The organism is Photorhabdus heterorhabditis, from assembly GCF_018448905.1.
GTDB lineage: Bacteria > Pseudomonadota > Gammaproteobacteria > Enterobacterales > Enterobacteriaceae > Photorhabdus > Photorhabdus heterorhabditis.
On the sequence record NZ_RCWA01000023.1, the window covers coordinates 53115 to 71989 of the forward strand.

Sequence of the window (18875 nt, forward strand, 5' to 3'; positions counted from 1 at the left end):
ACAATTGGGGACATTAATTATCACCAAACAAGGCATTTTTGACGGCGAAAATCAGGATGATATTGATAAAGCCAATGATATTGAAATTCAGTTGTTGAATTTGGGATTACTGCCATTAATTACTGAGGTTTAACGGTAATTGCGTTGTTTTATGTTTTTACATTCGGACAACGCTACATTCTTACTCATCAGGATGTTTTATTTCCCATGCTGTATTATTTTATTACCATTATACCCTTCATCTTTCAAGTTGCTGCTTTGTTGGCTGCGTTCACTTACCCCAGTCACATAGTTATCTATGCTCCTGGGGATGCGTTCTCTTGCCGCCGCACTGCAAATTGAAATCTATTGGGTATATTTCATAGGTAGTGAAATTTAATCCCGGCAAAAAGCTATCATCATGTGAGCTAAAAATAACAATTTTCTCTTCTGCAAGAGAAATCATCAATTCTATTAAAAATGTTATAGAATCTGAGTCAAGGCCATTTGTGGGTTCATCAAAAATATAGACATCAGCATCCGTAATAAAGGCTGAGGTCAATAAGAATTTCTTTTTTGTGCCAAGTGACATTTGCCCATATTCAATACCAGAATATTTAGATATGCCAAAACCATTTAAATAGTAATCTAATTGATGTCTTAGATTATTTTTCCTATAACGTTTGCATAGCTTTATCACATCCATTCCAGTAATAAAGTTATAAAAATCAACATTATCAGAGACGTAAAAACCATGTTTCTGTAAACTAAATCGATATTTTTTCTCCTTTTTTATCAAGTTAACCATTCCTTTTTTAACCTTATTCATACCCGCAATACTTGAAAGAAAAGTCGTTTTACCCACTCCATTAACTCCAGCAACACGGTTTAATCCCACATGAAAATTACAATTGCTTCCTGAAAGAATAGTCTTATCATTAATAACCACTTCCAATCCAACAACTTCAAGCATAAATAACCCCAAAAAAGTATGTAAAAGAGACAATAATACAAAGAATAATAAGTTTCGTATACTGAGTTCTCAGTAAAGAAATAAATGAGAGAATAACTGAAAGAAAAATATAGGATATAAACATAATAACAGGAAATGATTTAACAACAAAAAAACAAAAAGAAGAGCTTAAAACAGAAAATAAAAACAAAGAAACCAAATAATTATAAAGTAAAATTTTTCGCATAGACAAAAAATTAGACAAATATGAAAGGCGATTTATTTCAATATATGAGAGATTATAAAACAATAACGTGCATATACCCTTTATCTTTCAAGCTGCTGCTTTGTTGGCTGCGTTCACTTACCCCAGTCACATAGTTATCTATGCTCCTGGGGATGCGTTCTCTTGCCGCCGCACTGCAACTTGAAATCTATTGGGTATATATAGATAACAACACTGAAATATGTTAGTAATATATAATCAGCCTTGGCTGGAATTTGAGAAAATGCACTTTCACATAATATATATAAAATCAGAACAGATAATAACATAACAAATGACGATGTTTTATTTTTATGAAAATGATATCGTAGGTTTACAATATAAGGTGATAAAAATAATCCTGATGAAAACAACTTTTTATTTTGATTGGTTGAGTGAAATAACACAGGATTTAAATATAATCTAAACGCTATTAATAAAATAGCCAATGTAAAAATAAAATTATACAATACTCCATTTCTCAATGATGCAGAGAAAATAAAGAATGCAGCAACCAAAAGAAAACATAATAAATTTAACTCAAACAAGCAAAATCCAATGACAGCAAAAGAAACAATCAAAAACAACATAGATGAAAAATAATATAAAGAATTAGCATTTCCAGAAAAAAAACCTAAAAAAAAGAAAATAACCATCGGGAAAGCACTATAAATGAAAAAAATGATACTACAAAGAAACAATGTTTTTTTATCTACCAAAGAAACAACAATTGAATTTTTCCTCGCTGTGGGAAAAAACCTTATATTAACCAAATAAAATAACACATAGATTATTAAGGATATGGAAGAGAAATAAAACGATTTGATGTAGTTCTCTGGAGTAACAATATTCGAAGACAAGATAATTAAGAACTCAATTACACCACTGGCTTTTGCCGGGAGTAATAAGAAACAAAGAAATATAATGACATTTTTGTTCCCGGACGCAAATTTTTTTATCCTACCTTTATACTCCAATGCATCAGCTATTATTAAATTCATACAACCCTCTAAAACCAAAATCTAAACAACGTCCTTTGTGAGTCTTTCGGAAATTTCGTCCTGGAATGTAAATACAAATAATTACTAAACACAATACATTGATTTTCCCTTAAATGCAATCGGTATTGATTTTCCTTTTGATGTATAAATATATTAATATCCATAAGCATTGAGTAAACCGCTTCCGTGCATTTAAAATTATTGAGTAATGGTGAAAACGATATTCCAACTTTATCCTCTATTCTTGAAAATATTCTTTTTTGAAAAGACTTATCACTAGAAAAATGAGAAAGATATTCATTGTTAAATAATAGAATAGCCAATTGAGAAATATTTAATTCTTTTTCAAACTAAACTCAGGAAAATTTATTCAAAATAAATTTTCCTCTCAAAAAAATAAAATTTCTGGCTTTCAGGCTATTTTTTCAAGCTATTGTTTCTTAACCTGTTGCCACATTTGTTCCATTTCTTCCAATGTCGCCGTTTCCAATGTATGGCCTTGACGCCGGATCAGCTTTTCCACTTCTCTGAAACGATTTTCAAACTTATTACATGCTTTCTGCAATGCAAGTTCAGGCTTGTACCCCAAATGACGGGACAAGTTCACAGCAGCAAACAGTAAATCACCAATCTCTTCTTCCAGATGTTGTTCATCAACCACTGCCTGATGAGCTTCATCCATCACTTCGTCTATCTCTTCATAGACTTTGTCCAGCACCGGACCCAGAGTATCCCAGTCAAAACCAATGGAAGCACAGCGTTTCTGCATTTTATAGGCTTTCATTAGCGCTGGCAGGCTTACAGGAATATCATCCAAGACGGAATGAAGATCTTTTTGTGCCCTTTCCTGCGCTTTCTGTTTCTCCCAACCACTAACAGCCACATCACTGCTGATATTCTGCTGCTGAGCGAAAATATGCGGGTGCCGACGTTCCAGTTTGTCGCTGATCCCATTGCAGATATCATCGAAATCAAATAATTGCTGCTCTTTGCCCATTTCAGCATAGAACACGACCTGGAATAACAGATCACCCAATTCTTCTTTCAGATCAGAAAAATCACCGCGCTCAATAGCATCGATAACTTCATAAGTCTCTTCTAACGTATAAGGTGCAATCGTTTTGAATGTCTGCTCTTTGTCCCAAGGGCATCCCTGCTGAGGATGGCGCAACTGCGCCATAATCTCCAGTAACCGTTCTATACCCGTCATCTTTCAAGTTGTCTCTTTGTTTTTGTTGGCTGCACTCGCTCCCCCCGGTCACAGCGTTCGCTATGCTCCCGGGGATTCGCTCTCTTGCCGTCGCGAAGCATCTTGAAATCCATAGGGTATATAGCAAATGATTTCATTTTTTTATCCCAATTTTCTTGCTGTCAGTTGCCATGAAGACGTTTAGCTTCAATGACATCTGGTAACTGATTGATTTTCGCCAGTATCCGCCCCAATACTTGCAGGTTATAAATCTCAATATTCATATCAATGGTAGCAATCTGCTGTTTTACATCACTACGGCTGCTAACCCCAAGCACATTGACTTTTTCATTCGCTAAGATCGTGGTGATATCACGCAGTAATCCACTACGATCATTCGCAATAACACGCACAATCAATGAGTAACCGCTGGAATAACTCTCCCCCCAGACCGCATCCACCACCCTTTCAGGGGCATTTGCCTGCAAATCTGCCAGTTGTTCACAATCTGCCCAATGGATAGATATTCCCCTCCCACGGGTAATAAAACCAACAATCTCATCCCCCGGAATTGGCTGGCAACAACGCGCTATGTGGTGCATCAAATTACCTACACCTTCTACCACAATCCGCCCATTGTCTTTAGCAGAACTACGCTGTGCATGGGGTTTGCTTTCTAAATTGCGAAGCGCTTCCCGATCTGCATCTTCCGCAGTCGTTTTATTAAATTTGCTTTGCAGGAAGTTAACCAACTGGTTGATACGGATATCACCCACGCCAATTCCTGCCAAGACTTCATCAAGTGTGTGGACGTTATAACGGACAATGAGTAGCTTTTCTGCTTCTTTTAAGCTGATACCCAAGTGTGCCAGTTCGTTATCCAGCATCTGACGCCCAGCAATGATGTTCTTATCCCGATCCTGTTTGCGGAACCAGTTATGAATTTTCGCCCGGCCACGGCTTGTCGTGACATATCCCAGGTTTGGGTTCAGCCAGTCGCGGCTTGGGTTCGGCTGTTTTTGCGTGATGATGTCAATCTGATCGCCCATCTGCAACTGGTAGCTGAATGGCACAATACGACCACCAATTTTCGCCCCAATACAACGATGCCCTACATCACTGTGAATATGATAAGCAAAATCCAGTGGCGTAGAACCCGCTGGGAGATCAATAACATCCCCTTTAGGTGTAAATACATATACCCGATCATCAAACACCTGGCTGCGAACTTCATCCAGCATTTCGCCAGAATCGGCCATCTCTTCCTGCCATGCGATCAGTTTACGCAGCCATGCAATGCGTCCTTCATACCCCGCACGATTAACCGCTGTTGCCCCCTCTTTATATTTCCAATGGGCAGCAATCCCTAATTCAGCATCTTCATGCATCTGACGGGTACGAATCTGAATTTCCAGTGTCCTCCCTCCCGGCCCAAGCACGACTGTATGGATAGACTGGTAACCATTGGGTTTTGGGTTGGCAACATAATCATCGAATTCATCCGGTAAATGACGATAGTGAGTATGTACTATTCCCAGAGCCGCGTAACAATCCTGTAAACGTTCAACCACAATCCGCACCGCCCGAACATCAAACAGCTCATCAAATGACAGTGATTTTTTTTGCATCTTGCGCCAGATGCTGTAGATATGTTTAGGTCGCCCATATATCTCAGTCGTTACGTTTTCTTTGAGCATATATTTACGTAATGTACTGACAAAGTGATCAATATACTGCTCACGATCAATTCGACGTTCATGCAATAGAGTGGCAATTTTTTTGTATTCATCAGGATGGAGATAACGGAAGCAGTAATCCTCAAGTTCCCATTTGAGTTGACCAATTCCCAGACGATTAGCTAATGGTGCATAAATATTGGAACACTCTTTAGCAACCAATACCCGTTCATCTTCAGCCGCTTCTTTGACTTCCCGCAGATGCGCAATCCGCTCCGCCAGTTTGATGACAACACAGCGAAAATCTTCCACCATGGCCAATAACATGCGACGGACATTATCAACCTGTACAGAACAGGTTGAATCGTTATGAGTGGCTTTCAACTGACGAATAGCATCCATTTCCATGACGCCTTTCACCAGATCGGTAATCGCACCACCAAACACTGCTGTGACTGTTTCCCCATCGAGTAATTTGGCATCAACCAACGGGAACAGTAATGCAGCACGCATGCTGTCACTGTCCATGCTCAGCGTGGAAAGGATCTCGACCATTTCTACGCCACGCCATAATAGAAGTTCTGAATCAGGATGATTTTGCGCTTTTTCGTAACAATAACGCCAGGTTTCGGCCAATTTCTCACTCAATTGAGGATGCACGATATTTAAACTCGCGATCCACTTATGTACTGCAAACTCTCCCGCAGGGGTTAAATGAGCACTTCTTATCGCAACCATAATCTCTCCCATATACCCTTCATCTTTCAAGCTGCTGCTTTGTTGGCTGCACTCACCCCAGTCATATAGTTATCTATGCTCTCGGGAATTCACTCCCTTGCCGTCTCAATGCATCTTGAAATCTATTGGATATATAGCAACTATCCGCCGCAATCTATGCGACTAAATAGCGCCATTGACTCCAGATGACCTGTATGCGGAAACATATCCAGCATCCGCACACTGATAATATGATAGCCAGCCTCAAGCAGCGTCTTACTGTCCCGCGCCAATGTTGTTGGATTACAAGAGACATAAACCACTTTTTCAGGGGCTAGCTTGACGATGTGTGACATTACTTCTGCTGCCCCCGCACGTGCCGGATCTAATAACACCTTGTTAAATCCCAGTTTCGCCCAAGGTTGCTGATGTATGTTAGCTTCCAAGTTTTCATGATAGAAAGATATGTTATCCAAATTATTTAATCTGGCATTATATTGCCCATTCGCTACTAGCGTGGCAACCCCTTCCACTCCGACCACAGACTGCACTTTCCGCGCAATAGGCAAGGTGAAATTCCCCATACCGCAGAACAGGTCAAGGACTCTGTCATTGGGTTGTAAATCGAGCCATGCCATTGCCTGAGCAACCATTTGCTGATTTACCGTATCATTAACCTGAATAAAATCTCTGGGGCTAAACACCAGTTTTAATCCGTCCACCTGATACCAGGGTTCCGACAGTTTATTCAATGGTTCAAGTGTCGTTTCATCTGCCATCAGATAGACAACCACATGATGTTGCACCGCAAACGTGCATAATTTTTCCTTATCTTCCCCTCTCAAGGGATCAAGGTGGCGCAATATCACCAATGGCCCATTATCTGCTAGCACCAGCTCCACATGTCCCAACCGTTTCGCTGCTTTCAGATTATTCAGACACTGAGATAATGGTTGCAATAACTGTTCCAATTCCGGCTGTAAAACCGGACATCTTTTTACAGCAACGATTTCATTAGATTGATTCTGCCGAAACCCCATCACCAGTTGACGTTGTTTCATTTGATACTGTAAACCAAGTCTTGCCCTGCGCCGATAACCATATTCCGGGCTGAGAATCACAGGCTTAGCAGAGACAGTGACACCGGTTTCCCGCCGAATAAGATGTTCCAAAACGCTGGCTTTACTCTCACGTTGTAAATCAGGTGCAACATGTTGTTGCTGACAACCGCCACATACGCCAAAATGCGGGCAACGGGGATTCACACGATACGGACTGTCAGAAAGACGCTTAACCAGCTTTGCCTTTGCAAACTGGCGTTTTTCTTCTGTTAGTTGTATCTGTGCCTGTTCGCCGGGCAATAACCCAGCGACAAAAATGGTTTTACCTTGATGACGAGCTACACCCTGCCCCTGAGCATCCAGATTATCCGCAGTGACTGTGATGATATGTCGATTTATTGTTCGGCGATTGGGGGAATAAAATTGCACCATGATTCTTATGGACTATGAGTTATTAAGCCCTTATTTTCCCACACATAGACGCCTATGACCAAATATAGCTTACTCATCCGAATGATGAGCCTGATCCTGGGTCCAACTTTACTGATTGGTATGTTTCTCAGTGTATCATTTATCTATTACCACTATAGTGAAATAAAAAACCAGATCGTCCGATCCGGAATCAGTATTATTGAACCGCTTTCCATTGCCAGTGAAATTGGCATCAACCTACATAATCGTGAACGTGTCAATTCATTGATAACCCGGCTTCACCGCAGAAATTCTGAGATAGTTCGGGCCATTGCCATTTTTAATGATGATAATCAGCTATTTGATATATCAAACTATAAATACGATTCAACCCAGCTACAAATCGCACCAAATACCCCATTGCCAATCACTCTGGCAAAAATGGAGATCAAAAACAGCATTATTTTACGTATGCCAATTATCTCAGAGCATCACTTATCTAAAAATCAACAGACTCCAAATTCCCCGACCCTGCATCCCATTGGTTATATCGCCATTGATCTTGACTTACGCTCCGCTCACTTACAGCGATATAGAGATATCGCTATCTTTATATTACTCTTAATCATTTGCCTTAGTGGAGCATCATTATTTGCCTACTATTTGGTTCGTAAAATCACGAAACCTATCAGCGAAATAGTCTGTACTGTTGATAGAATTCGTCAGGGACAGTTAAACAGCCGTGTCAGCGGAAAGTATTTTGGTGAACTCGATACGCTAAAAAATGGCATTAATGCCATGGCAAAATCCCTTTCTAGCTATAAAGAAGAGATGCAGCACGACATTGCTCAAGCAACTTCGGATTTGCGGGAAACAATGGAACAGTTCGAAATTCAGAATGTTGAATTAGCAATAGCGAAGAAACGAGCACAAGAAGCAGCCAGAATAAAAACAGAATTTCTGGCCAATATGTCTCATGAATTACGGACACCACTGAATGGTGTCATTGGTTTTACCCGCCAAACCCTAAAAACATCTCTGACAATGCAACAAACTGAATATCTGTATATTATTGAGCGTTCTGCCAATCACTTGCTAAATATTATCAATGATATATTGGATTTCTCGCGACTTGAAGCTGACAAGTTAATACTAGAAAACATTCCATTTCTCCTACAAGATACTATTGATGAAGTTATTGTTTTACTGACACCTAGCGCCAAAAATAAGAACATTCAGCTTACTCACAGTGTTGATCCACAAATACCGAATTTAGTCATAGGAGACCCTACGCGCCTCCAGCAAATATTAACCAACATCATAAGTAATGCGATTAAATTCACTGAACAAGGTTCAGTAGAAATAAAAATTAATTTGACACAACAGCAACACAATAAAATCAATTTAGAAATGACTGTCAGTGATACAGGTATCGGTATCAGCCCTGAACAGCAGCCACATCTGTTCCAAGCTTTTCATCAGGCAGATGCCAGTATCTCTCGCCGTTATGGTGGCACCGGCCTTGGTCTGGTGATTACCCAGAAACTGATCCGCGAAATGGGCGGAAATATCAGCTTTACCAGTGAACCGGGCAAAGGTTCTGTTTTTCATTTTGATTTATGGCTGGAAAAAGATGATTTCATTCTAACCGGGTCTGTTGTGCCCAAAAAAGCACGTCCCCATCCACTACATTTACCCATAGCAGTCATGGCGGTTGATGACAATCCAGCTAATCTCAAATTGATAGGCTCGTTACTAGAAGAAATCGTGGAAAAAACAGTTCTGTGCAGCAGTGGAGAAGAAGCTTTGCAAGCGGCCAAGGCTCACCACTTTGATGTTATTCTGATGGACATTCATATGCCGGGTATGGATGGCATCTGTACTTCTGAACACATCCATCAGTTACCACAACACCGTAATACCCCGATCATTGCGGTCACCGCCTATACCTGTCGGCCCAAGGTTGATGCAATTCAATTACCATTTAAAGGTTTTCTGACCAAACCACTGGATGAAAATTGTCTAAGGTCCGTACTCAACCGCTATGCCAAAATGCACGAATCACAACATATTGACTGGCAGTTAGCTCTGCAACAGGCCGCAGGAAAAGAGCAACTTGCGCTGGATATGCTGCAAATGCTGGTAGATTTACTGCCGGATATCAAAGCAATGACCGAAAAAGTTTTGTCAGGGGAAATGGTTGAAGATTACCCGCAACAGATCCATAAACTGCACGGTAGTTGCTGTTATAGCGGCGTGCCACGACTAAAAGCACTCTGCCAATTGATTGAAAAACAATTACAAAAAGGTGTTCTATCCAAGGATATAGAACCTGAATTACTGGAACTGACAGATGAAATCGACAATGTCCTCACCGCCGCACAAAAAATATTAAACAACGGTTGAAGCATTAATTACGTACTGTGAATTTGCAATACTCTTCATAGGCATAATTATCTGTCATGCCACTGATGTAATCCTGAATAAGACGAGCGCGATAATAGAACTCTATCAAATCTTTTTCAGATTCATCAGTGGCGATAATCCCTTCCACCGCTTCGCTGTAAGCCAGACGATGTTTAGTGGACAGTTTGTGTAGCAGCCGGGTTTCAATAAAATACTTTTCGTGACAATTATTCTGGTTTAATTCCATAAAATGCTGACGGGGCATTTTCAATAATGGGTAGTAAAAATCCAGTAGCCCATTAATCACTTTGTATCCCTGCAACTCTAGCTCTTCAACTTCTGGATGATTAAATACCCTTTTACAAGCAACACTTTTCAACGTTTTAAGTAACCGATGCTCTTCACTCTTATCTTCAAGCAATGCCTGATTAAATGTCCCCGCAAAAACCGCAGGCAGATGATCAATAAAACGATGGGCAGTATAAGGCACAAGCTTATCGGTAATATAAACCCTTAGATCCATAAAGAATTGGTCTTGCCGGCTACGGCGTAATAATTTGTTACCACGAGTTCTGTTATAAGCCTTGTTAATAGTTACTTCAAATAGATCCCCAGTCTGATGACCGCCACTTTCTTGCCACTCCTGTTTGAGATATTCCACCAGCATATCCACGCCAAAAATATCTTTTTCAACAGCGTCGTCCAGATCAGCAATGCAATAAGAGATATCATCTGCGGCTTCCATAATATAAGTCAGCGGGAAGCGACAAAATTCGCCCATTTTAAGCTCACAACGTAATTCGCGGACAAAATTTTCTTCCGACCAATAAAAACCCGGTTTTTTCATCAGGTAATTAAATTGTTCCAGTCCTTCTTCAAGACGAAAAGCGGGCAGAGTATATTTTAGAATACAGCCAATTTGGGCATAAGTCAGATTGAGTTTTAGCAGGCTGTGGACCATACGGATCGCCTGAGCATTCCCTTCAAACTGGCATAAATCTTTACGCAATTGACGACGGAAGCGATCTTTTTTCACATCACCGCTCAAATGCAATGCCAATATTTCACATTGGTCTTTACGCCCCATATTTTCCGGGTCAAAATTAGGATCGAGTTTTCTGGCAAACCAATCTTTAATCGCAGCTTCACCAAAATGACCAAACGGTGGATTGCCAATATCGTGCATTAAACAGGCCATTTCAATCAGGCTTTCAAATGGCAACAGACGTTTATCCAACCCGTAATGAACCAACAAATCACGCGATTTTAATTCACTAATAATCGTTTTCGAAATATAACGCCCAGTTTGCTGCACTTCTAATGAATGGGTCAAACGACTGCGAACGGCAGCATTATGTTCCAGCGGGAAAACCTGTGTTTTCTGTTGCAAACGGCGAATAGCCGCTGAATTGATTATCCGTCCGCGATCACTTTCAAACTGGCGAATAACTTGCTCTTCATTATTAGGATCAACATTATACTGACTGTATTTACGTTGGTAATTAAGCTTCTGACTAAAGTCTATTCCAGACATTGATCCCCCGACTTGTGAGATAGCACTGTTTTACATCACAGATTATCTGATTATTCCGTATTCGATGTTAAACTCAAGAACTGAATGATTTTATACCCTATGGATTTCAAGATGCATCGCGGCGGCAAGGGAGCGAATCCCCGGGAGCATAGATAACTATGTGACCGGGGTGAGTGAGTGCAGCCAACAAAGAAGCAACTTGAAAGATGACGGGTATATATGATTAATTAATCAACAGCGAGTATGACATAATGAAAGTAGGCGTAATAGGTGCTATGGAGCAAGAAGTGACTTTACTGCGTGATCAAATTGAAGATTGCCAGACACTGTCACAAGGTGGCTGCGAGATCTATACCGGTAAACTCAACGGCGTGGAGATCGCACTGTTAAAATCGGGTATTGGTAAAGTTTCTGCTGCAATTGGTACGACTTTGCTGCTTGAACATTGTCATCCCGATGTGATTATTAATACAGGTTCAGCCGGTGGTCTTGATCCGCAATTGCAAATTGGTGACATCGTGGTATCCAGCGAAGTTCGCTATCATGATGCTGATGTGACTGCTTTTGGTTATGAGCCGGGACAAATGGCGCAATGCCCACCCGCTTTTGTGGCGGATAGCCAGCTAATCACATTGGCAGAAAAGTGTATTCATTCCCTGAATCTGAATGCGATACGTGGGCTAATTTGCAGCGGTGATGCATTTATTAACGGTGCAGAGCCACTAGCACGTATCCGGGCTAATTTCCCACAAGTCACAGCGGTAGAAATGGAAGCCGCAGCGATAGGGCATGTTTGCCAACAATACAACACCCCGTTTGTTGTTGTACGCGCTATCTCCGATGTCGCAGATAAAGAATCTCATCTCAGCTTTGATGAATTTCTTTCGGTGGCAGCCCGCCAATCCACATTAATGGTTAACGCAATGCTGACTGAATTGGGCAAAAATAAATAAGATATTACCGATAGAATCACGCCCTGTTGGATATTTCCGGGAAATCTTAAGGGCGTGTCTTTCAGCAACATATTTATATTTCAGAGAGCACATCTTAATGAGATGGATAAAAAGCCTAAGTTCAGTTTGGTTACCGCTTTTATTGTTTCTCAATGGTTTCAGTTATTCGCTGTATGCCAAGCCTCTGCGGGTGATTAGTTTATCCCCATCAACCACAGAATTAGCCTATGCCGCCGGGTTAGGCGACAATTTGATCGCGGCCAGTGCTTATTCTGATTATCCCCCTCAAGCCAGTAAACTTGAACAAGTGGCTAGCTGGCAGGGAATTAACCTGGAACGTATTGTTACCCTTAAACCCGATATTATTCTGGCATGGCGGGGAGGTAATCCCCAGCGCCCATTGGAACAACTCGCTTCTTTTGGTATTAAGATCTTTTATTCCGATCCTGAAACCACCGAGCAAATAGCTCAGGATTTAGAACGACTGGCTGAATACAGTCCACATCCCGAACAGGCAAAAAAGGCGGCGACTGAACTTCGCCAGCGATTTGCCGATCTGAAACAAAAATATGCCTCTACAGCACCAAAACCGGTCTTTTTACAATTCGGCACTCATCCTCTGTTTACTGCTTCGGGACATACACTACAAAGTGAAGTGCTTTCCATCTGCGGTGGCAGAAATATCTTTGCTAACAGTCCTGTTCCCTGGCCACAGGTAAGTCGTGAGCAAGTGCTCACTCGAAAACCTGAAATGATTGTTATCAGCGGTGGAGAGGAGCAGATCAAATTAATTAAAAATTTCTGGCACCCACAATTGCATGCCAAAGTGATTACATTAAATGAAGATTGGTTTCACCGCGCAGGGCCGCGCATCGTTCTGGCAGCCGAACAGCTATGCCAGCAATTAAACGACAAGGGTTCTTGATAAAGCAAAACATTTAATAAGATTGCCAGAGGACTCCCGCAAATGGGTCATATCATTCAGACCCAATTACGGGAAACAAATAGCCCAGAATCAGATGCTGAAAGAAGAACCGCAACCACAGGTTGTCTTCGCATTAGGGTTGGTAACAATAAAACGTGAACCTTCCAGACCTTCGGTATAATCAACACAGCCGCCAACCAAATATTGCAAGCTCATTGGATCAACAACCAGCTCTACCCCCTGTTTCTCAATGGTCATATCCCCTTCATTGATCTGATCATCAAAGGTAAAACCATACTGGAATCCGCTGCAACCGCCACCTGTGATATAAACCCGTAAACGCAGATTCGGATTCTCTTCATCCGAAACCAAGATTTTCACTTTATTGGCGGCAGCATCGGTAAACTGTAAAGGTAACGCCATATCATTGCTCATCATTTTTTACTCCAAACCGGAACCCGGCAAAAATATTCAGAAAACCACAGAATTCGCCGATCATGAATAACTCGAATTATCCAATACCTGATGAGTTCGTTCAAGTTTTGTCATTATCGGTGCCCCCGAACCGCTAAAAAACTGTCACCTATACCCAATAGATTTCAAGTTGCAGGGCGGCGGCAAGTGAACGCAGCCAACAAAGAAGCAACTTGAAAGATGACGGGTATATAGTTAAACCATCCGTTAATCAATTAACAGTCAAGAGGAAAAAATATTGATTTATTATGATTATTAGTTAAGTTGCTAAATGTTTATCAAAGGAACAATAGGGAGTTTTTATGCGAAAAATATTGCCACTTATGCTGGTTGCCACCCTAGCGGGATGTACAGCTCATAGCAGACAAGTTGATATTGACAATGATACCGCGAAAAAAATTAATAACATTATAGAAAATCAGGTAAAACCCGCCAATAAAGACAATCCGGGTGAAATAATAAAAAATGTCTCTTATAAGTTCCTGAACACGCCTTACGCTGCAAACAAACTGATCGGTTCTCCTACGGAACCTGAAAAATTGGTTATAGATTTTAGCGGGCTGGACTGTTTTACTTTTCTTGACTACGTAGAATCTCTCAGAAAATCTAACGACCAAAATGATTTTATCGAAAAACTCATCCAGACAAGGTATATCGACGGAAAAATTAACTTCTTGCAAAGAAAACATTTCTTTACCGACTGGTCAACCAGAAAAAAATTAAATGCCAAAGATGTAACAGATGAAATAAGTTCTTCCTACATAGCAATCACAAAAAGCCTGAATAGAAAGGCTGATGGCGGCGAATATATCCCCGGATTGGGTGTTATCAAAAGAGATATTAAATATATTCCAGGTGATAAGGTCAACGATTCCGTTATTAAGAACTTAAAGACCGGCGATTATATAGGAATATATACCCATCTTGCCGGGTTGGATGTTACACATACCGGGATTTTTATTATGACAGATCATGGCCCAATGCTTAGGAATGCCTCCTCACTGGCTGCGAATAAAAAAGTTGTCGATTCGCCATTTCTTGAGTACGTCAAGAATAAACCCGGAATTATCGTTCTAAGAGCATTATAATCCGGGGGCAAACGACAAACTCACTTAAAAATAGATTCAGGAGCCTTTCATGAGCCAATCCGACATCCTCTATTCTCAGGCAAAGCAACTTATTCCCGGCGGTGTCAACTCTCCGGTACGTGCATTTAATGGTGTTGGCGGTACTCCGTTGTTTATCAAACATGCTGATGGCGCTTATCTCTATGATGTTGATGGTAAAGCCTATATCGATTATGTCGGTTCCTGGGGGCCAATGGTACTGGGACACAACCACAGCGCTATCCGTAATGCTGTTATCAAAGCCGCAGAGCAAGGTTTGAGTTTTGGTGCACCCACAGCTGCCGAAGTGGAAATGGCGCAGTTGGTGACTGAACTGGTGCCATCCATGGATATGGTACGCATGGTTAACTCAGGCACAGAGGCGACCATGAGTGCGATCCGTCTGGCCCGTGGCTATACCCACCGCGATAAAATCATCAAATTCGAAGGTTGTTATCATGGCCATGCAGATTGTCTGTTGGTGAAAGCCGGTTCTGGCGCCCTGACTATCGGCCAACCCAACTCGCCCGGGGTTCCAGTTGATTTCGTCAAACATACGCTGACCTGTACTTATAACGATTTGCGTTCAGTTCGAGCAGCGTTTGAAAAATATCCGCAAGAGATCGCCTGTATTATTGTCGAACCGGTTGCGGGTAATATGAACTGCGTACCGCCACAACCAGAATTCCTACCCGGTCTGCGTGAGCTGTGTGATGAGTTCGGCGCTCTGCTGATTATCGACGAAGTGATGACAGGTTTCCGAGTCGCCCTCTCCGGCGCACAATCTTATTACGGTGTCGAACCCGATATAACTTGCCTTGGCAAAATCATTGGCGGTGGCATGCCCGTTGGCGCTTTTGGCGGACGTCATGAAGTAATGGAAAAATTAGCACCAATTGGCCCTGTTTATCAGGCAGGAACCCTATCCGGCAATCCGATTGCAATGGCGGCTGGCCTTGCTTGTCTGAAAGAAGTTTCTCAACCCGGTGTACATCAACGTTTAACCGAGCTAACGGATAATCTGGCTACCGGCCTGACGAAAGCAGCGAAAACAGCCGGTATTCCTCTGGTGGTTAACCATGTCGGTGGTATGTTTGGCATTTTCTTTACTGATGCAGAAACCGTCACTTGCTATCAGGATGTAATGAATTGCGATATTGAGCGTTTTAAACATTTCTTCCACCTGATGCTTGATGAAGGAGTTTATTTAGCGCCTTCTGCATTTGAAGCGGGTTTTATGTCTATTGCTCACACTAATGAAGATATTCAGCGTACTGTTGATGCAGCTGCTCGCTGCTTTGCCCGACTGAAATAATTGCTTTATTTTCAAATAATCGCGCCGTATTTTTACGGCGCTTATTCTTTCCATCCTTCGAATAGGTCACAAGATTGTTCTTGCTGACACCGCTCATCTTTACTCAGAAAATCATCGGGAATAGTTGTTCCTTTCAATGCCGCAAAAAATCCGGCCCAATCGTGTGGCTTACAGGACAGTATGACATCTCCTGTCTCAGGATCTTTTCGAATAAAAACTTCATCAGAGTCAAACCAATAAACTGCTGGCAAACGTACCGCTTGACTCTTCCCATCCATAAATAATTTAGCTTTTTGACTCATACAACCTCCTGATATTGATTGGTATATATCAAAGCATATTAGAAATCATGACTAATCAGTACAAAACCATTGTTTTATCGTCAAACATAACTTCTGCAACGCGAAAAAGCCAATCGTAATGCTGCACCCACTTCCGCAGGGGAGCTATCTGCTGGAATAATGACATAATCTGACTCGACAATACCTTGTCCTGTCCAAAGCTCAAGTTTTTTGTGACCATAGGGCATAATAGTTATCACACCATCTAACAAGCGAATATTGCAACTGTTCATCTTCTTGAATAACTGACGTTTTGAGCGATAACCATAAGATCCCATCATCTCTGTGATCCAATTTTTATACTGTTTGTCATTTGCATCATGATCAAAATAATCCCCATACTTATCCAGTGGGATTAGTCTGCTTTTTGATAAAGCATCAAGCACAGCCTTTCCCAACTCTTGATCAGATACAATTGGCTGTAATAAATAATTACTTCCTGAGGGATCTGCTCCCAATAAGCCATTGCCTGAATAGGTTTGTACTGAATAGAAATCACCATTAAATACGCATCTAGCATTTTTCCATCGTTCAAAAATCTCACTCTTTATTTCACTACCGTAACTTCGACGGTAAGGAAAATTTAATAACTGTTTGAGCCTTTTTAAGATAATTAGGAAACTCATAATAGCCATTCCATTTTAAATTGATCTTATAAATCAAAGATTGAGATAATTAGCGGACACGTAATAGTGATTACGTGTCCATCTTAATTAACTCTATAAATCAAAAATCATGAATAATCAATGCAAAAACAAACTGTTTCTTTATCGTCAAACATAACTTCTGCAACGCGAAAAAGCCAATCGTAATGCCGCACCCACTTCCTCAGGGGAACTGTCTGCCGGAATGACGACATTATCAGATTCAACAATGCCTTTTCCTGTCCAGAGATCAAGTTTTTCGTGACCAGAAGGCGAGATAGTTATAACGCTACCTAACAAACAGATATTACAACTGTTCATCTTCTTAAATAACTGACGTTTTGAACGGTAATTGTAAACTTTCATTAAATGCTCAATCCACTCTTTATATCGCTCAGCTGCCCTTTCATTGTCGAAAAAATCATCATCAGGATCGACCAACCGACTTTTAGAAAGTGAATCTAAAACGGCACTACCCAATTGGCTATCAGTTACATCGGGAGATAGAACATGTTCGTGACTTTGGGGATCAGCTCGAAGCAGTCGATACCCAGAATAAGTTTTGACAGAGTAAAAATCACCATTAAACTTAGCGCTCGCATTCAGTCCTTGATCAAAATCTGTATTCATTATTTCACCACTGTAATTTTAGCGGTCAAGCTCATTTAATAACTATTTGAATATCTTTGAGATAATTAGAGGACACATAATAGTGATTACGTGTCCATATTAATTAATTCTCTAAATCAAAAATCATGAATAATCAATGTAAAAACAAACTGTTTCTTTATCGTCAAACATAACTTCTGCAACGTGAAAAAGCTAGCCGTAATGCTGCACCAACTTCCTCAGGGGAACTGTCTGCAGAAATTATGACATGATCAGATTCAGAAATACCATCTTCAGACCAACCTTCCAATTTTTCATGGTGAGATGGCCTTATCGTTATTTGACCATCAAGCAATTGGATTCCACAATTATGCATTTTTTTAAAAAGCTGACGTTTTGAACGATAATTGTAAGTTTCCATTAAAAATTTAACCCATTCTTTATATCTCTCAGCCTTTCTTTCATTGTCAAAAAAATTATCATCGGGATCAATCAGCCGACTTTTAGAAAGAGCATTCAGAATTACAACACCTAACTTCTCATCAGAAACATCAGCAGTTAACATATAGTTTCCTCTCGAAGTATCTAAATTAAGTGAACGGTAACCAGAATAAGCTGTTACTGAGTAGAAATCGCCATTAAATACGCATCTAGCATTTTTCCATCGTTTAAAAATCTCACTCATTATTTCACCACCGTAATTTTAACGTTAATATTCTTTTCCGCACCATAAACTATTGCACGGTTAATTTGCTCCCACTGATTTACCGTAGTCGCTTTTGGTACAGCAATGCGAATTTCTCGTTGTGAAATCATCGAAGATGTTACTTCTTCACCCTTTTTAACATACCCACTAAAATCTACCACTGAATCAATGTTCCCCTTTATGGAAGAATAAAGTTGCTTTGGGTCTTTGATCCTCGCTGCTGTACGAGTATCCAATGTCTTAACACTGGTAGCTATCCCTGTTTTCTGATCATAAAAATCAAACGTCCTGAAATTCTCTGGCAGTCGAGAACCTGCTGGCATCTGCGTAGCAACAAAGTCCTCAAAAGGATACCCCTGCTTATAGTTCCCTTCTCCCCACGCCATTTGGGTCTGACTACCATCTTTTTCTACCCGATATACTCGACGGATGTCTACTGCTGGGTGTGGATCTTTTGAAATGATTTTCGATAATTTAGCTGCGCCAGATGTAGACCCTTTGACCGCCCCCAAGCCACCACCAGCCATACTGACTATTCCAGTGACCAGTTTTCCTATCTCCAGCCCCGCATTATAGGCTCCCTCTGGACCCGCTTGTTCATATTCGGCTTT

At 40.9% G+C, this 18875-nt stretch carries 18 protein-coding genes and 1 pseudogene; 6 read left to right on the forward strand and 13 right to left on the reverse strand.

Features of this window, described 5'->3' with window-relative positions; translation table 11 throughout:
- A pseudogene (locus tag EAE89_RS14645) lies at positions 1–133 on the forward strand (Imm52 family immunity protein); the annotation flags it as partial.
- Between the two features lie 159 nt (positions 134–292).
- Here EAE89_RS14645 and EAE89_RS14650 read toward each other — a convergent pair.
- The 6 genes from EAE89_RS14650 to rlmD form a co-directional block, all read right to left on the reverse strand.
- Positions 293–952, reverse strand: a complete 660-nt coding sequence (locus EAE89_RS14650) for an AAA family ATPase (protein ID WP_214086127.1) — start codon at positions 950–952, stop codon at positions 293–295.
- A gap of 360 nt (positions 953–1312) precedes the next feature.
- A complete protein-coding gene (locus tag EAE89_RS14655) occupies positions 1313–2197 on the reverse strand; it encodes a hypothetical protein (protein WP_214086128.1) in 885 nt (294 codons plus the stop codon).
- A gap of 8 nt (positions 2198–2205) precedes the next feature.
- The gene (locus tag EAE89_RS24405; protein ID WP_214086129.1) at positions 2206–2520 is read right to left on the reverse strand and encodes a TauD/TfdA family dioxygenase; all 315 of its coding nucleotides are present in this window, start codon (positions 2518–2520) and stop codon (positions 2206–2208) included.
- Positions 2521–2627: 107 nt separating this feature from the next.
- Positions 2628–3407, reverse strand: a complete 780-nt coding sequence (gene mazG, locus EAE89_RS14665; protein ID WP_054479935.1) for a nucleoside triphosphate pyrophosphohydrolase — start codon at positions 3405–3407, stop codon at positions 2628–2630.
- Positions 3408–3568: 161 nt separating this feature from the next.
- Complete coding sequence (gene relA / locus EAE89_RS14670; RefSeq protein ID WP_214086130.1) at positions 3569–5800, reverse strand: GTP diphosphokinase; 2232 nt, start codon at positions 5798–5800, stop codon at positions 3569–3571.
- A 140-nt stretch (positions 5801–5940) separates the two neighbouring features.
- A complete protein-coding gene (gene rlmD, locus EAE89_RS14675; protein WP_214086131.1) occupies positions 5941–7272 on the reverse strand; it encodes a 23S rRNA (uracil(1939)-C(5))-methyltransferase RlmD in 1332 nt (443 codons plus the stop codon).
- A gap of 54 nt (positions 7273–7326) precedes the next feature.
- On the opposite strand from rlmD, the gene EAE89_RS14680 reads away from it, so the two are divergent.
- A complete protein-coding gene (locus EAE89_RS14680; protein WP_214086132.1) occupies positions 7327–9657 on the forward strand; it encodes an ATP-binding protein in 2331 nt (776 codons plus the stop codon).
- A gap of 4 nt (positions 9658–9661) precedes the next feature.
- Here the strand turns inward: EAE89_RS14680 and dgt are convergent, their stop codons facing one another.
- Positions 9662–11191: a dGTPase gene (dgt, locus tag EAE89_RS14685; RefSeq protein WP_214086133.1), complete on the reverse strand. Its 1530-nt coding sequence runs from the start codon at positions 11189–11191 to the stop codon at positions 9662–9664.
- A 251-nt stretch (positions 11192–11442) separates the two neighbouring features.
- Between dgt and mtnN the strand changes: the two genes are divergently transcribed.
- Both mtnN and btuF read left to right on the forward strand, forming a co-directional pair.
- Positions 11443–12144, forward strand: coding sequence for a 5'-methylthioadenosine/S-adenosylhomocysteine nucleosidase (gene mtnN / locus EAE89_RS14690; RefSeq protein ID WP_054479930.1), 702 nt, complete (start codon positions 11443–11445; stop codon positions 12142–12144).
- Positions 12145–12241: 97 nt separating this feature from the next.
- A complete protein-coding gene (btuF, locus tag EAE89_RS14695; RefSeq protein WP_054479929.1) occupies positions 12242–13069 on the forward strand; it encodes a vitamin B12 ABC transporter substrate-binding protein BtuF in 828 nt (275 codons plus the stop codon).
- Positions 13070–13159: 90 nt separating this feature from the next.
- Here the strand turns inward: btuF and erpA are convergent, their stop codons facing one another.
- Positions 13160–13504: an iron-sulfur cluster insertion protein ErpA gene (erpA, locus tag EAE89_RS14700; protein WP_036772078.1), complete on the reverse strand. Its 345-nt coding sequence runs from the start codon at positions 13502–13504 to the stop codon at positions 13160–13162.
- Positions 13505–13845: 341 nt separating this feature from the next.
- Here erpA and EAE89_RS14705 point away from each other — a divergent pair, with 341 nt between their 5' ends.
- Together EAE89_RS14705 and hemL are read left to right on the forward strand one after the other, a co-directional pair.
- A complete protein-coding gene (locus EAE89_RS14705; protein ID WP_214086134.1) occupies positions 13846–14631 on the forward strand; it encodes a DUF1460 domain-containing protein in 786 nt (261 codons plus the stop codon).
- A gap of 49 nt (positions 14632–14680) precedes the next feature.
- Positions 14681–15964: a glutamate-1-semialdehyde 2,1-aminomutase gene (gene hemL, locus EAE89_RS14710; RefSeq protein WP_214086135.1), complete on the forward strand. Its 1284-nt coding sequence runs from the start codon at positions 14681–14683 to the stop codon at positions 15962–15964.
- A 41-nt stretch (positions 15965–16005) separates the two neighbouring features.
- Here the strand turns inward: hemL and EAE89_RS14715 are convergent, their stop codons facing one another.
- From EAE89_RS14715 to EAE89_RS23655, 5 genes are all read right to left on the reverse strand, one after another.
- Positions 16006–16266 carry an antitoxin gene (locus tag EAE89_RS14715; RefSeq protein ID WP_214086136.1) on the reverse strand — a complete coding sequence of 87 codons (261 nt, stop codon included), beginning with the start codon at positions 16264–16266 and terminating at the stop codon, positions 16006–16008.
- Between the two features lie 80 nt (positions 16267–16346).
- Positions 16347–16931: a contact-dependent growth inhibition system immunity protein gene (locus EAE89_RS14720; protein ID WP_214086137.1), complete on the reverse strand. Its 585-nt coding sequence runs from the start codon at positions 16929–16931 to the stop codon at positions 16347–16349.
- A gap of 147 nt (positions 16932–17078) precedes the next feature.
- A complete protein-coding gene (locus tag EAE89_RS14725; RefSeq protein WP_054479925.1) occupies positions 17079–17579 on the reverse strand; it encodes a contact-dependent growth inhibition system immunity protein in 501 nt (166 codons plus the stop codon).
- Positions 17580–17742: 163 nt separating this feature from the next.
- Complete coding sequence (locus tag EAE89_RS14730) at positions 17743–18243, reverse strand: contact-dependent growth inhibition system immunity protein (RefSeq protein ID WP_054479924.1); 501 nt, start codon at positions 18241–18243, stop codon at positions 17743–17745.
- Positions 18243–18875 (reverse strand): endonuclease toxin domain-containing protein (locus EAE89_RS23655; RefSeq protein WP_479687599.1); only part of this gene is annotated, 633 nt, incomplete at its 5' end. The genes EAE89_RS23655 and EAE89_RS14730, both read right to left, overlap by 1 nt.

Excerpts from the sequence above, each read along its gene's own strand:
- EAE89_RS14650 (WP_214086127.1), bottom strand. The coding sequence starts at position 952 with ATGCTTGAAGTTGTTGGATTGGAAGTGGTTATTAATGATAAGACTATT.
- EAE89_RS14655 (WP_214086128.1), bottom strand. The coding sequence starts at position 2,197 with ATGAATTTAATAATAGCTGATGCATTGGAGTATAAAGGTAGGATAAAA.
- mazG (WP_054479935.1), bottom strand. The coding sequence starts at position 3,407 with ATGACGGGTATAGAACGGTTACTGGAGATTATGGCGCAGTTGCGCCAT.
- relA (WP_214086130.1), bottom strand. The coding sequence starts at position 5,800 with ATGGTTGCGATAAGAAGTGCTCATTTAACCCCTGCGGGAGAGTTTGCA.
- rlmD (WP_214086131.1), bottom strand. The coding sequence starts at position 7,272 with ATGGTGCAATTTTATTCCCCCAATCGCCGAACAATAAATCGACATATC.
- EAE89_RS14680 (WP_214086132.1), top strand. The coding sequence starts at position 7,327 with ATGACCAAATATAGCTTACTCATCCGAATGATGAGCCTGATCCTGGGT.
- dgt (WP_214086133.1), bottom strand. The coding sequence starts at position 11,191 with ATGTCTGGAATAGACTTTAGTCAGAAGCTTAATTACCAACGTAAATAC.
- mtnN (WP_054479930.1), top strand. The coding sequence starts at position 11,443 with ATGAAAGTAGGCGTAATAGGTGCTATGGAGCAAGAAGTGACTTTACTG.
- btuF (WP_054479929.1), top strand. The coding sequence starts at position 12,242 with ATGAGATGGATAAAAAGCCTAAGTTCAGTTTGGTTACCGCTTTTATTG.
- erpA (WP_036772078.1), bottom strand. The coding sequence starts at position 13,504 with ATGAGCAATGATATGGCGTTACCTTTACAGTTTACCGATGCTGCCGCC.
- EAE89_RS14705 (WP_214086134.1), top strand. The coding sequence starts at position 13,846 with ATGCGAAAAATATTGCCACTTATGCTGGTTGCCACCCTAGCGGGATGT.
- hemL (WP_214086135.1), top strand. The coding sequence starts at position 14,681 with ATGAGCCAATCCGACATCCTCTATTCTCAGGCAAAGCAACTTATTCCC.
- EAE89_RS14715 (WP_214086136.1), bottom strand. The coding sequence starts at position 16,266 with ATGAGTCAAAAAGCTAAATTATTTATGGATGGGAAGAGTCAAGCGGTA.
- EAE89_RS14720 (WP_214086137.1), bottom strand. The coding sequence starts at position 16,931 with ATGAGTTTCCTAATTATCTTAAAAAGGCTCAAACAGTTATTAAATTTT.
- EAE89_RS14725 (WP_054479925.1), bottom strand. The coding sequence starts at position 17,579 with ATGAATACAGATTTTGATCAAGGACTGAATGCGAGCGCTAAGTTTAAT.
- EAE89_RS14730 (WP_054479924.1), bottom strand. The coding sequence starts at position 18,243 with ATGAGTGAGATTTTTAAACGATGGAAAAATGCTAGATGCGTATTTAAT.